The 13914-nt window shown below is 63.2% G+C and carries 9 protein-coding genes; 3 read left to right on the top strand and 6 right to left on the bottom strand.

Features of this window, described 5'->3' with window-relative positions:
• Positions 1-16 precede the first annotated feature (16 nt).
• Genes ACN9MP_RS02430 through ACN9MP_RS02420 form a run of 3 tightly spaced genes read left to right on the top strand, consistent with a single transcriptional unit; the run spans position 17 to position 3492 of the window.
• Positions 17-1318: a hypothetical protein gene (locus ACN9MP_RS02430; protein WP_426323623.1), complete on the top strand. Its 1302-nt coding sequence runs from the start codon at positions 17-19 to the stop codon at positions 1316-1318.
• Entirely contained in the window at positions 1315-2391 is a 1077-nt protein-coding gene (locus tag ACN9MP_RS02425) for a glycosyltransferase (RefSeq protein WP_426323621.1), read from the top strand. The genes ACN9MP_RS02430 and ACN9MP_RS02425 overlap by 4 nt, the downstream gene beginning before the upstream one ends.
• A gap of 33 nt (positions 2392-2424) precedes the next feature.
• Entirely contained in the window at positions 2425-3492 is a 1068-nt protein-coding gene (locus ACN9MP_RS02420; protein ID WP_426323620.1) for a glycosyltransferase family 4 protein, read from the top strand.
• 13 nt (positions 3493-3505) lie between these two features.
• Here ACN9MP_RS02420 and ACN9MP_RS02415 read toward each other — a convergent pair whose 3' ends face one another.
• The 6 genes from ACN9MP_RS02415 to ACN9MP_RS02390 form a co-directional block, all read right to left on the bottom strand.
• Positions 3506-4606: a glycosyltransferase family 4 protein gene (locus ACN9MP_RS02415; RefSeq protein WP_426323618.1), complete on the bottom strand. Its 1101-nt coding sequence runs from the start codon at positions 4604-4606 to the stop codon at positions 3506-3508.
• 169 nt (positions 4607-4775) lie between these two features.
• Positions 4776-5855 carry a nucleotidyltransferase family protein gene (locus tag ACN9MP_RS02410; RefSeq protein WP_426323616.1) on the bottom strand — a complete coding sequence of 360 codons (1080 nt, stop codon included), beginning with the start codon at positions 5853-5855 and terminating at the stop codon, positions 4776-4778.
• Positions 5839-6954 carry a glycosyltransferase family 4 protein gene (locus ACN9MP_RS02405; protein ID WP_426323614.1) on the bottom strand — a complete coding sequence of 372 codons (1116 nt, stop codon included), beginning with the start codon at positions 6952-6954 and terminating at the stop codon, positions 5839-5841. The genes ACN9MP_RS02410 and ACN9MP_RS02405 overlap by 17 nt, the downstream gene beginning before the upstream one ends.
• The gene (locus tag ACN9MP_RS02400) at positions 6954-8375 is read right to left on the bottom strand and encodes a sugar transferase (RefSeq protein ID WP_426323613.1); all 1422 of its coding nucleotides are present in this window, start codon (positions 8373-8375) and stop codon (positions 6954-6956) included. The genes ACN9MP_RS02405 and ACN9MP_RS02400 overlap by 1 nt, the downstream gene beginning before the upstream one ends.
• A gap of 796 nt (positions 8376-9171) precedes the next feature.
• The gene (locus ACN9MP_RS02395; RefSeq protein WP_426323611.1) at positions 9172-11496 is read right to left on the bottom strand and encodes a LuxR C-terminal-related transcriptional regulator; all 2325 of its coding nucleotides are present in this window, start codon (positions 11494-11496) and stop codon (positions 9172-9174) included.
• Between the two features lie 863 nt (positions 11497-12359).
• Positions 12360-13292: a hypothetical protein gene (locus tag ACN9MP_RS02390; RefSeq protein WP_426323609.1), complete on the bottom strand. Its 933-nt coding sequence runs from the start codon at positions 13290-13292 to the stop codon at positions 12360-12362.
• Positions 13293-13914: the final 622 nt, after the last annotated feature.

Raw genomic sequence — 13914 nt, 5'->3', positions numbered from 1 at the left:
GCAGAGGGGCCCGAGGGTGAATCTCGCCGCGCTTCTGCTGATCCTCCTGCTGTCGGCGGCGGTTCTGATCGGGCGCCCCGAACGCGCCATAACGCGGTCCCTCATCGGGACGATTCTCATCACGACGGCCGTTCCTCTCTACGCGGCGCCGCCGTGGCTGATCGGCGTCGCCATGATCGCCTGTGTCTGCTGGATGGGGATGGCAATGCTGCTTGATCCCGACGGAACTGGAGCGGCTCCGGCCTCGATCGGCGTAGTACTGCTCATCGGCTGCGACGTTGTGAGTCGGGTTCGAGGCGCCGGCCCAGAGCTGGCCCTCTACAACGTCGCCCTCGGGGCCGTGCTGCTCATGGCGTCCGTCGCGGCTTCGAGTGTCTCCGCCCGCTGGGGCACGACGCCGATCTTGAAGGCGTTCGCGCTCATGCTGCCCGTCCACCTGGCGATCTCGATTGCGGAGCAGACCGGAGCAGTATCCACCGTATGGCCCCGCGCGACATGGATAGATGAGATCGCGAATCGCCCCCAGACCATTTTGACATTTCTCGAGGGCCGTTCGATGAGCACGCTCGGCCACCCCATCTTGCTTGCGGTCGCGGCCGGGATCGGCGTCATCTCTGCCATCCTGTTGGCGCACAGGACGCGAAAACGAAGCTACTACCTGCTGGCAGCTATCGGCCTCGCAGCCCTGGCTCTTTCCGGAACGCGGAGCATTCTGGCGTCGCTGGCGATTGTTGGACTATACGCGCTCGTGCGTAAAGCGAACTTCTTGATTCGAGCGCTGATTCTGGGGCTTGCATTTGTGATGTGGATATACGCTGACGGCCTCGACATCCTTCAAGGCGCTACGTCGAAGGAAGTGCTCGAGTCCACGTCTTTCACGCACCGGGCGAGTGTCCTCGAGGGCGTAGGCCCATATTTGGCGCAGAGCAGTCCGGGATCGATACTGTGGGGTACTGGCGCCAATGGTTACGTGCGGCTGTTCACCTCGGGAGTTTTCGGCGGAGGAGACGGCCTGGTGTTCTTCGATAACCAATTGGTTCGCACCTTCGTCGTCGGTGGCATCCTCGGCACGATCGCTCTTGTCGCCGCGGTGCTCATCTCATTCCTCGCCGGGTCGACGGAATCGCGGGCTCTGATCCTCTTCATGTTGCCACTCTTCTTCAGCTTCGACGTCCTGACCTGGCAATCGAGCTTCCTCTATCTGGTCGTGGCCCTTTCGATCGTTCCGAGTGTCCGGGCAGCGCGGTCAGATGCGCTCGGCGTGCGCGGCAGGACTGCGGGCGCAGCGACGACGCGCAGGGAGTTCCGAGCTGTATGAGAATCCTGTTCGTCACACCGGATCTGAGCAGCAACTCGCTAGGTCGCACGCTAGTCCTAGATCAGCTTGCGCATCATCTGGGCTGGTCTACGCGGGTCGTCTCGACGCGCGGTGAAAGCATATGGAAGCCGCTCAGGGGAACACAGTTCGGATCCGCCTGTGAACTTGTTTCAGAAGGACGGACACCGAACCGAATCGACGAGCTGGTACGGAGAGCCGACCTCGTGATAGCGGTGAAACCTCTCGACGAGTCGCTCCTCGTGGCCTCTCGTGTCGTAGGACGAGTTCCAAGACCGCTACTTCTCGACATCGACGATCCCGACTTGAGCGCAGCCCTCTCACTCGGCCAACCGCTGCGGGCGGCGTACAAATGGAGTCGAAGACCACGCGCGATGCTCCGCCTGCTGAGGCTTCAACGAGTGGCGGCTCGGGTTCCCGTCATGGTGAGCAATCCTGTGCTTCACACGCATCATGGGGGCGTCATCGTCCCTCACGCTCGCGTAGATCAAGGCTGGGGCCTCCCCCATTCGACGACCTCGCCTGCGGTGGCTTTCGTGGGAACCAATCGGGCTCATAAGGGAGTGGCCGAACTCAGAAGGGCCATCGAATACGTCAGGCAAGAGCACGACTACACCCTCACCGTGACGGACACTCCCCCGGCAGACGCAAGACCATGGGAGAGGTGGGTCGGAAACACGACATTCGACGAGGGTGTCAAGCTGGTGCAGAAGTCCGATGTCGTGATGCTCCCCAGCCGAGACACTCCATACGTCCACGGACAACTGCCTGTCAAACTGATCGACGCCATGCTCGCCGGGCGTGCCATCGGGGTGTCCGGAATTGCGCCCCTTCCCTGGGCGGTCGGTGATGCCGCTCTGCAATTGACCCCGGGAAGCACTCAGTCAATCGTGGATGCTCTGCGCGTCTTCGCCGATCCGACGGTGAGGGCGTCTTTCGGTGAACGTGCTCGTCGCCGGGCGAGAGAGATGTTCACCATCTCGAGCGTCGCCCCCGTCTTCGAAGCCGTGGTTCTCCACACCGTGCGCGAGTTCACAGGAAAGGGGGAAAGCTGAGTGCGCGTCACTTTTGTCGACCACAGTAGTGAGATGGGTGGCGGCCAGCTCGGCCTGGCCCGGTATTTGAGCGTGCACTCGCGCCACGAGCGAGCGCTTCTGGTCTTCAACGATGGGCCGCTGGCTGAGATCGCGCGAGAACGCTCCATCCCAGTATCCGTCATTGGTGGCGGCGATAGTTGGCGAAGTCACCTCGCAAGGGTTGCACCGCTGCGAACGGCAGTCGCCGACCTGCGCCCGCAGCTTGTGTTAGCGAACAGTCTGACGTCGGCGAATGTGCTCGGACTCGCACGGGTGCCGCGTACGCCCTTCGTGGCGTATCTGCGCGAGGACCTATCTCGCGCAAACATCAGCGGAGCCAAGAGGCCGGCCATGATGTTCGGGACGCTACAGCGATTTGATGGATTCTTCGCCAACAGCCGCTACACCGCGTCCACCATCCCATGGAATCTGCGACACAAGATTGCGCAGGTCGTCTACCCGATCAGTGGCGTGATGGCCTGTGCCCCAAGATCGGCCTCGCCCGAGAGGAGCGCCATACGCGTGCTCTCGCTGAGTCGCTTGGATGCTTGGAAGGGACTGGACGTTCTTGTCGAAGCTGCCCGTAGGGTCGCCGCCAGCGGATTGGGCGATCGGTTCGAGTTCATCATCGCAGGCGGCTCTGTCCACGCGGACCCGGCGTATGGGCGTCGGCTGAGAGAGGTCGCCGCGTCCAGCGGCGCACGGATCTCGTTCACCGGGCATGTCGATGACGTCGATTCTTTGATCCGCGAATGCCACGTGCTGGCGCTTTGCTCCACACGCCCGGAGCCTTTCGGTCAGGTCGTCGTTCAGGCGATGTCGCACGGTCTGCTCGTCATATCTTCACGGGGTGGCGGCCCAGAGGAGCTACTCGCGCCGACGAACTCTGGCATACTGGTTCGCCCGAATGATCCATCATCGCTGGCCGATGCATTCATCCGGTGTGTTCATGAAGACGCGCTGATCGATGAATATGGCGCCCGCGCGGCATCGGCTGCGGCCAGCTTCGCTGACGACAGAACCATCATGGCGCTGGAAGTAGCGATCGAGAAGATGGTGCGCGCACTGGCGCCCACATGAGGTCGTTGGTCGTCTACGGTGTGGAGCCGGCTTCCGAGACCGATGACCCACTCTGCATCGCCTGGCGAATAAGCCCGTCAACGATCGCGGCCGAACTCTCCCACGAGTATCGGCGAGCGTTCGCGGCGCCGAGGGCGGCTAACCGCTCCCGCAAACCCGCATCATGGGCGAGCGTCCTCAACGCGAGCGCGATGTCGGCTACGTCCAACGGATCGACGAAATGGGCGCTGCGTTCGAGGGTCTCGCGAAGAGCCGGAATATTCGCGGCTATGACAGGCGAACCGCACTTCTGGGCTTCCAGGGGCGGAATTCCGAACCCCTCGTAGAGCGACGGAAATACGAAGGACAACGCACCCTGATAGAGATCTACCAGCGTCTCGTCGGACACGCTGCCCATGAGCCTGACCCCAGGAGTGTTGAGGTCGACGTCTATCCGCGCGAATGCTTTCGCCTGCCCCCCGACGATCCGCAGATCAGTCGCGCTTGCGACACCGCTCTGACGGTACGCACGGACGAGTCCACCGAAATTCTTGTGCGCATTCAAGGACGACACCGCCAGGAAGTAGGGACGCGCCGCCGCGCCGCGTGCGGGACCGCTGGAACGTGCCTTGAACCCGGATCCCACAGCGTTGGGGACCACGAAGATCTTCGCCGCATCCACTCCAAAATGGCGCGAAATCTCATTCCGCGAAAATTCGCTCACGGTGACGACGGCGAGGCAGTTCTGCAACATATGCGGCACGATAGCCCGATAGACGGCGCGTGTTTTCGCCGAGAAGCTCTCTGGATGCCGCACGTAAGTGATGTCGTGATGTGTCACGATCTGGTTCTTGTAGTAGGCAGGGCCAGTGCTCCCCAGGCTCACCAGAAGCGGCTCTCCAGCACGCTTCAGGTACGCCGGAAGCTCTGTCTGCTCCCAGAGGTGTCCCCCGCTGACACCCACGACCCGCAGTTCTGCGCCTCGGGGCGGCTCGATGGCGAGCTTCGCTCTGGGGACGAGAAGGGTGAGATCATCGCGCCGGGACATCAGTGCTTTGGAGATCTCGAGGGCGAACCGCTGGACGCCGGTCAGAGGCTGGGTGAGGAATCGCCCATTCAGGAAGATGCGATCCATACCACGGCTCCCCTCTGGTCAGCGGAGCGCGTAGCGGACGCCGGATCTTCTCGTCTCCCGGGTGAAGTGTCTTCTCGTGCTGCAAGGGTTCGGCGCTCCGCGAGCCGGCGCCATCGCGGTGCCGGCGGTCGGACATGGCTGCTTGCAGGTGGGCGGACATGATGAGCGTTCATGACCGAGCTCTATCCGGCAAAGGGTCTTGCCTCGCCGCCGAGGAGCGCCCGGGATCGACGACCTCGGCGCTGTGACGCACGATCCGCATGCGGATCGACGTGAAACGCCACTGATGCGGCAACTCGCTGACGACGATTGCCATGATCGCCCTCGGCAGTGCCTTGAGCCCGCGCTTGAGGCGAGCCATACGAGCGCGCCGCATCTCGACAACTCCGCCGGAGAGAGAGGGATGGTCCAGGATGAGATCGCGATCACTGGGCCACAGCGCTTCTCGGACGACGCCGAGTCGATTGGCTCGCGGCGCTGCACGGAGCGCATGAAGCCATCGATAGGTTCCGCTCGCGCCGGACGCGACAAGCCCGCGCCACTGGGTCAACTCCGGCGAATCGCGTTCCCACTCGGGGGCGGGAACGCTCACACCGAGATCGTTCAATACGCGCCCGAGCGTCGAAACGCAGCCGACAAGTCGGCTGAGAAGACCCAGATCGGCGACTTCCGCGGAGCTGAGGCGAGCCTGATCGATCAACTCACGAAGTTCCAGCGCGTGCCTGGGTTGTGCAGACACCCCCCTCAGCGAGTGCAGCGCAAGAATGAGAATGGCGGCATTACGGTCGGGGACCTGACACCACACCTTCCCCAGCTCGATTTCGGATCGTCGCGACCACAGCGTCTCGAACACGTTCTCGGGCGGCGCCAGGAAGCCCGGGTAGTGCCGATGTAGATCGAGATCACACGGCCAGTTCTCGCGAACGAAGTTGCGTGAGTGGGTCGAGAGCAGCTGCGTTGCGGCTGTGTACTCGCGCTCGACCCATCCGGCGTTCGTTGCCACCGCCACGAACTCATCCCACTTCTTGGGATCCACCAACACGTCGATGTCGGTCGACGGACGCGGCGAGCGGAGAGAGTACTCAGCGAGCGCGGGACCTTTGAGAAAAAGGATTCGAATGCCATGCGCGTCCGCCAGCCACTGACACCACGCGTGACCGAGTTCTACGGCCTCTCCGATCAGAATTCGACCTACTGTGAAGTCCGCGTCGCCGGGAGCCGATGCACGCGCCTCAAGAGGATCTGCCATGCCCCGCCCCAGAGCCCCATCGCGCCCGGGGAACCGACTCCGCGGAGTACGAAGCAGGAATGCCCCAGACGGCCTCGAGTGCCTGTCGCTGCCCACTGGCCGTATTCGTGCGCAGAAGACGATCCCACTTCGCGAGATTTCCCTCGGCCCACGAGTGGAACGCTTCGGGGCTTCTCGCAGCGTGCAGCATCTCGCCCAACCCCTGCTCAATCGTGAGATCGCGAGGAATCTCGCCATACGCGTCGATCGCATGCACCAAGGCCGGGAGGCCCGTATTGTGCGCATCCAGCAAAGCGATGGGAAAGCCTTCCCAGCTGGCTGTGTGGACATAGACGTCGAGTGAGGCTATCTGCTGTTGCAGTTGCCTGCCGGACAGCCAGCCCGTCACGCGCACATCGTTCTCGAACACGTATGAGTGGGCGGAGTCTCCTCCGCCAATCCAGGATGCTTTTACATCCGCCACGATCATCCGCATGTCGGCTACAAGCCGATCGAAGCGGGCGGGATCCTTCTGAGGCGACAGGCGACCGATAGTCCCGACTCGTAGTGTGCCGCCTCGCCAGACCGTTCCTCTCTCGCGCTTCGGCACCGACCCGACATTCGGGACGTACTGCACCTTCCCGTGCAGGGATCGAATATTCTCCGCTCGCGTGAGCTCACCCGGACCGCACGCAGCCAGAACATCGACGTTCCAACCCAGCAGTTCTTCCGCAACGCGGACCGCCATCCGCTGGACCGCTCCGAGATCTCGACGTTCGTAGGCGAAACAGTGCGGCGAATACACCAGGCGAGGTGAGCCTCTCGAGGCCGCCAGCCGCATGTACGCGCCGGGGTAACTGGAATGCGCATGAATCACATCGGGGCGAAACGCGCTGGCCACTTCTCGAACCCGGCGCACGCGTCTGAGATGACCGAACCCCAAGTCGAACTTTTCCGCATCTGCATGGAGAAAGGGGCCGCCGGCAAGGCCATCACGCGGGAACGGCGTCAATATCGCATGTTCGATTCCCGGCGGCGAGTTCGCGATGTACGAGATCACCGCCGCAGGAACCCCACCAGTATCACGGTCAACGATGTGGAGAATCTTGGGGCTCGTCATCAGCGCGCCGTCTCTCCCGGTGCCATGACTACTCTGAACGTGCGGAGCAGGATCCCGATGTCGCCCGTGAGCGACCAGTTCTCTACGTAGTAGAGGTCGAGCCGAAGAGCATCCTCCCAACTGAGGGATGAGCGGCCGCTGACCTGCCATAGCCCGCTCATGCCTGGCTTCACAATGAGCCGACGGCGGGCAGCCTGGTCGTAGAGCGCCACCTCCCCCTCACGCTGCGGCCTGGGCCCGACCAGGCTCATATCTCCCGCTAAGACATTGATGAGCTGAGGGAGTTCATCCAGCGAGAATTTCCGGAGGATCCGTCCAAGAGGCGTCACTCTCGGGTCACCAGCGGGCTTGAAAAGCGGCGTATCACCACCGCCTTGCTCGGCCAGGATGCGTTGCAGATGCCGATCGGCCCCGTCGACCATGGACCGGAACTTGATCATCCGGAATGGCTTCCCGTAGAGCCCGATCCGCTGCTGGTGGAAGAAGATGGGCCGTCCACCAGAAATCACGACGGCGCAGGCGATGACGGCGATCACGGGAGCAAGAAGCACTAACAGCGACGCGGAGACGATCATGTCGAATCCGCGTTTGAGCCGCGCGTGCCTCCGCGAGTACCCCGGGATCTCGACATGCACGAGCGAAAGGCCTGCGACTGGCTGACTCCGCACCCGCGTAGCCACCACGTCGATGATGTTCGGCGCCATGATGAACTGCATGCCGGTTCCTTCGAGTTCCCAGCAGAGGCGCCGAATATCCAGCGCGGTCAGACCGCTCTCGCCAGACACGATCACGGTGGTTGCTTCTGACTTCTGGAGGGCACCCGGTATATCGTTCAAGCTCCCCACGATCGGAAGCGCAGAATCACCCTCGCCATCGGGATCATCAACGCTGCACGCCCCCACCACGCGGTACCCCGCTTCGGGAAGGCGATGAAGTTCCGCGGCGATTCGTCGATTTGCTTCGTCTGGGCCGACGAGCATGACACGCGCGATCATGCGGCCACGCTTCCGCTCCGCCTTCAACCACAGCCGCCATAGTCTTCTGTTGATCAGCAGCAGGACGACGCCGAGAGGCAAGCTGATAAGGATATAGCCGCGCGATATTTCCAGACCGCAGAGATATGAAACCATCGCTATGACGCCAAATACGCGCAATGTGCAGTCGACGATGATCCGGTACTCGTGAGGTCCGTACCCCAATATGGATGCTGCGCGGCTCCTGAGAGCGACGAGGCCTGCTAACCAACCGGCCGCACAGACTATTGACACGGTGGTGTAGTCGAGGAACGAGGCGCCGAAGACCGTGACGTCCCCTATTCCCAGCCACGCAAACTGGGTACCGAAGATGGTCCCAACGATGATCATCGTGTCGCTGACGGCGAGGCGGCGCGCGTACTCGGCCTGCCACGCCGGATCATCCACGCCACGAGTGAGGGAGCGATTCGGCGCTGGCGACGTCGCATGCCATGTGGACGCGACGCTGTCCGGATATGCACTCACGCTGCCTCCAGCCCGATTGACGCTCTCGATGGATAACCAGCCGGGGGTTGGTTCAGGGAAACCCCCACCCCGTTGTGCGGCCCGCTTGGTTGATCTGTTCCGTTGGCATCAACTAGACCGGAGGCCCGTCGTGTCACGCGGTGCGGCTCCCGAACGGACGCCGCCCACGAGAGGGTGAGGAGGACGGGTGATAGGGGGCCTTCGTCGGCAGCTCTCTCAGCGTCGACGCGCGGTCACACGAGTGCGAGGTGCGCTGCGGGCCGGGACGGAGGCGCAGAGAGATCTGAGCGGAGGAGCCGTCTGACGGTTTCGGGTTCATCCGCGACGTCACCCTGCGGCGAACTCAAGCATCACCTTGCACCTGGTGAGCGAAGCCTTGGCATCGAACTGAATGGGCCTCGCCTGACCGCTCGTCGGCAGCAGAAGGGCTACAACGCTTCGCAGCACGGTGACCACCCGCTCGACTCGGGTTCGGTGAAGCCCGTGCGCATTTCCGGCGCGACTGAGCCGATCTCCCAGAGGGACCGCCGAGGGATTGATCTCCCGCACTCACTTCGCGCGGCACAACGCCTCAGCTCGCCACGTCCTCTGCACTCTGCGCCGCTTCCCTCGGAACATCCAGCGGGAGTGGATCGCAGTCGCACCCCCTGGGGGTGCCCGTCCTGCTGCCTCGAGTGACGATCTCGCTCAGCGGCGGCGCCGAGGGCGCCGAGTCCGGTCACGAAGCTCGTATCGACGGCGAGTCGCCTCCGTCGAGTAGTCCCCAGGCGTGCGCCGCGCGAATTGCTTCAGCCCGGTCAGACACGCCGAGCTTCCTGTATACGCTTCGAAGCTGCGTCTTTACGGTGTTCGGAGAAACGACGAGTGAGCTTGCAACGTCGGCGATCGTCGTGCGCAACTGGAGGCGGCGAAGCACAACCATCTCACGCTGGGTCAGTCTCGGGACGGTCACCGAAGCGGCGAACAGGGAAGCGCGTGCACCGACCCGTGCGCGAAGGTCATCCGACATCAGCGGAAACAGGATGCTCCGATCGTCGGGACCCACGGTTGACCAGGGGCTGATCGTACCCGTCGTCTGCGTGACTGATTCGGCGCGCTCAAGTGCGCGCCTCGCCGCTGCTTCGTTGTTGAGCCGCAGACTGGCGACCGCCTGCACGATCAGACAGCTGAGGGTGGACCGGGGCGACAGGCCATTCCTCGACGTCCAGCGAAGGCTGAAGACATATGCTTCATGGTCTCTGCCCGTGAACAAGAGGGAGAGTGCGATAGCGCCGGCCGTCGCGTCTGAAGGGCCGAACGGCCCATTGAACAGTTGGCTGGCACGAGGCGCCTGGCGCAGCGCTATAAGAGCCTCCGCCCGGGCAGAAAGTCGGTAGGCCGAAAAGTAGTGAGAGGCGGAGACACCGCCGAACTGAGCGTTGAAGTCCCGAAGACCAGCGTGCGCGTCGGCCGGGTGTCCGAACAGCAGGTGCAGACGAGCACTGATGCCGGCAGCGATGGGCCAGTACTCCGGGTGAACCGCCCTACCTCTCAGCTCGCCAACTATCCCGAAGCTCGGCGCGTCGCTTTCAAGATTGGCTAACGCGGCAGCAATTCTTGCCGGCTCGCCCCACGGTGACCGGATCCATGCGTTGTCGTGCTGCGAACCGATCTCCTCCAAGAGTGATTGACCGCGACTCGTGTGCCCTTCGAGAAGCAGCATAAGCGCGTGCAAACCGCGCGCCTGTGTTGCCTGTGCTTCGTTCTTGGCCGCTCGGCTGGCGAGCCCGAGGGCCACCCCGGCCTCTCTTTCCTGGCCTGATTGCACATGCGATAGGCCGGCCTCGATGTACGCATCCGCGCGAACCGCTGCAGGTACGGTGTCCCCCGCCGACTTCGCCGCGTCAACAAGGGCCACCGACGCCTCCGCCGCCAACCCGAACCGCCCCGCGGCACGTAGCAACCGCACCCGAGCGCGATCTTGAAGCGGCGCACTCGGCCTCACCGGCTTGGTGTCTTGCATCCTGAGAAGTACTCCGGCTGCCCGTTCCGCCGCATCCGGGGCAGCAAACGTATAGTCGTCCAGAAAATACAGTCGTGACGAGCGCAGGAGAGAGTCGTGACCGGAGTCGCGGAGTCTTCCCAGCAGGGCCGAGAACGCCGCAGGATCCGTACGCCAAGCGAACGGAGCCTGCTCGTCGAGAATCGATAGCGCAGCGTCCCAGTCATTCGAATCAACAGCCACCTGGAGAGCGAGCAGACCCTCCTCACGCTCCGCGAGGTGGCGAGCAACCGCGCTCCCTACGAGCGCAGCTTCATTTCGTCGAGTCAGGCGAACGTCGCGCATCCACTTCGACCGGAACGGTTCGGCAAGGTGCATCCTGGTCGAGCTGGGCCAGACGAGCCCCGCCCCTTCCAGCTCCGCCACAATGTCGGAGCTGCGGACCAGCGAGGTGCCTACGACGGCATCCACGATGCCCGGTGTGAAGAACGGCGCGACGGCCATGAGTTTGACATCGTCCATGAGCGGGCCAGGCAAGGCCTGTAGGGCGGCCGACGTGAATGCCTCGACCATCGATTCAGCGAGTGTGGTCGCGTCCTCTGCAGATCCTAGGTCCATCCTCTCGAGCCGCAAGTACGTCGCCGCGAGCTGCACGACGGCGGGCCATCCGAAGGTGCGGGCAGCCAGCACTCCCCGCGCTTCGGCCGAGAAGCCGACTCCATTGCGGGAAAGTGTCTCGCCGCACTCCTCAGTCGAGAGCAGCAGAGCGCCCGGGTCGAGCACATGTGTATCGAAGTGAAGTCCCACCATCGGATCTTCGAGAGAAGTCCGCTGTCGCGTGGCTACCACCAGCGTCAACGCTGGATCCTCATGAAGATGACCCAACAGCAACTCACTGAGCCAAGGACGACTACGTTCATCGTAGTTGTCGAGGAGAAGCGCGTGCTTGTTCTCCGGGGCGTGGGCCAGTTCACTGAGATCGCGGGCGACATCAGCCTCTACGCATGTGTCGGCATCAACCAGTCGCAGCGCCAACGACGCTTCGTGAGCGTTCTGCTCCACGAACTGCAGCAGAAGAGAACTCTTTCCCGTCCCGGTTGGACCCCGTACGATCAAGATTTGATTGTTCAGTCCATCGACCATCAGTTGAAGTGCCTCAGTGCGGCGCGCCCAGAATCGACTCGGCTGCTTCCTGGTGCTTCGGCTGATGCCATTAGGGCGAATCGTCACTGTCCCATCACCTCCCAAGGTCATCGGTGGAACTCGAACTAACCAGGGCCGTGCCCAGCGAGACAATCCAACTAACCCTCGGCATGCTCCACCCCCGTGCCGATCGAATTCGGCGCCTCACCCGGCGGGTTAGCCCGCACCACGTGCGGCACCTCTCGTCGATCCGAATGTTCGCCAATCAGCTGCCGGCGCGAGCGCGAGAATCGCGCGTCGGTGTTCGCGCGCCAACGCCCGTGGTAGCTGGAGGCAGAGGAGATCGCGCTCATCGAGCTGTGGACCGACGTGGTGGATGGCGTTACCAAGCCCAACGACAAGGATCTAAAGCTCATTCGGGCCCCCAGGAAAGAGATGTTCGCTCAGGGCCGAGTGACGAACCGGGCGAGCCGTTCTCCACCCCGCCCTTGCAGCTCTCCGGTGCCGGGCGAACGTTCGAGGCGGACTGGCGCCGTGGGTGCTGTGAGTCCAGCATCACTTGCGCAAACTGTCGACGATCACCAAGCAGCATCGGGTGTGCCGCGGTGTCTTAGCCGTCGGGATCGACTCAGACACGGACCGGTGCGTCACGCATTCGGGTGCGTGCAGAATTGGGCGCAAGCTGGTCGCGGGCCGCGCTGGCAACGCGGTTCACGATCAGTCTAAGCGCTTAAATTGAGGTTAGACGATCCCTCTACCAAGCACAAGTGAATGACGGTGCTTCACCCGTACGACCCGTCTTCGTATGTCGTCTGGCCGGGTTGTCGAGCGTCGGGTGCGCGGCGCAGCGCCTCTCGCATAGCGCGGTGTGACGGGAATCCGGCCAACACTGCCACCTTGCCCGAATCGGCGATTCGGGTTGTCGACGATTGACGGAGCATCCGCAGGGCAAGATTCACTCGCTCGTCCCGGAGACGCCGGTAAGGGCGCTCACCGCGCGCCGCGAACGACTTAGAGAGGTATCGCCTCGAGACCCCGAGGTGGTCGGCCAGGTTCTGGACCGTGAAGTTCACGTCTCCGGCCTGCTGACGAATCAATCGGCACGCGTCCTCATAGAGCTCATCCAATCGCCCACCGGAGCCCGCCGCTGAAACCCCGATCTGCGCATCCGTCAGAAGGGCGAAGGCCGCGCTTTCTAGCGCGTCCTCGATCATCGGGAATGACGTGCGAGAAGGATCAACCGCGGCATTCATCACTGCATTCGTGAGCGACGTGAAGACCGACCACGAGGGGGCAGCAGCTTCGCGATCGACGATTCTGCTCATGTCCTTATCCAGCCAACCCGGGTGCATCACCCTCGTAAGCACCTCGACGCGTGCTGTCGGCTTGTGGGAGATCAGCCTCATCTGCGCGGAAGTCGGGAATACCGCCGTTGAGTACGGCCGCAGCACATGGGTTGCTTGTTGACCGATCGACAGCTGGGCATCACCCTCCACCTGGAGCACGAGACCCGCCCCAGCTCCGGCACCAGAGCTGGCGCCGTTGAACACCAGCGTCATCGGTGTGTGCCAGATGCGACGAATCGTGATCCTTGGCGTAGACAACTCATCCACGTACAGGCGGAGGGTGGCGCTCCGACTCGCAGTGACCGACCACCCGCGCTCAGCCAGCCAGCGGATCGCCTCAGCATCGAACAAGTCGAGCTGAGTCTCCATCGAGTGCGACCGCACCGAGCGACGCGTTCGAGGCATGAGATCCCACCTCCAAGAGAGCGACCGATTGAACCGGCTCGGACCGATTTCCGCTGCGACCTGACCCGGGGTCGGCGATGTGCCTGCCATGCAAGCAGCGCTGATCCTCGAACCGCTTGCTCCGTCGACGAAGATCACCCGTATATGCGCGTGATTCACCTCGACTCTGGGACGTGCTCGACCAGCATCACGAACTCACGGCGGGCCGCAAGCGCGGCACCGGGGCGACGTGATCATCACGATGCTGACCTACGCTCGCCGAACAAGAGACCGCCGACGACGCGCAAATTCCGAAGCAAACGGATGAAATCGCGGGTGAATTCGACGGGCAGGTGACCCCGGAGCATAAGCCGGTGAGAATCCACTTCTCCCCACGCATCCGCCCCCACAGTCGGCGCGCGGCGGCCTCTCGCGGTGGGCCAAGCCGCACTCTTCACCCGGCGTCTTGGAAGGTACGGTTCGTCCCTGGAGGGAAGCCCGCTCTCTACCCTGAGGTCCCAATCGGACGGCAGCCAGTTCGCGATCACCCGGCGCGGAGGCTGGGCGCAAGACGCGCTCGTTCCAGACGCGACGTACATGCGCGCGC

The organism is Microbacterium sp. E-13 (assembly GCF_049912955.1).
Taxonomy (GTDB): domain Bacteria; phylum Actinomycetota; class Actinomycetes; order Actinomycetales; family Microbacteriaceae; genus Microbacterium.
This window is presented reverse-complemented; position numbering and strand designations above follow the sequence as displayed.

Excerpts from the sequence above, each read along its gene's own strand:
- ACN9MP_RS02390 (WP_426323609.1), bottom strand. The coding sequence starts at position 13,292 with ATGGAGACTCAGCTCGACTTGTTCGATGCTGAGGCGATCCGCTGGCTG.
- ACN9MP_RS02420 (WP_426323620.1), top strand. The coding sequence starts at position 2,425 with ATGGGTGGCGGCCAGCTCGGCCTGGCCCGGTATTTGAGCGTGCACTCG.
- ACN9MP_RS02410 (WP_426323616.1), bottom strand. The coding sequence starts at position 5,855 with ATGGCAGATCCTCTTGAGGCGCGTGCATCGGCTCCCGGCGACGCGGAC.
- ACN9MP_RS02415 (WP_426323618.1), bottom strand. The coding sequence starts at position 4,606 with ATGGATCGCATCTTCCTGAATGGGCGATTCCTCACCCAGCCTCTGACC.
- ACN9MP_RS02405 (WP_426323614.1), bottom strand. The coding sequence starts at position 6,954 with ATGACGAGCCCCAAGATTCTCCACATCGTTGACCGTGATACTGGTGGG.
- ACN9MP_RS02425 (WP_426323621.1), top strand. The coding sequence starts at position 1,315 with ATGAGAATCCTGTTCGTCACACCGGATCTGAGCAGCAACTCGCTAGGT.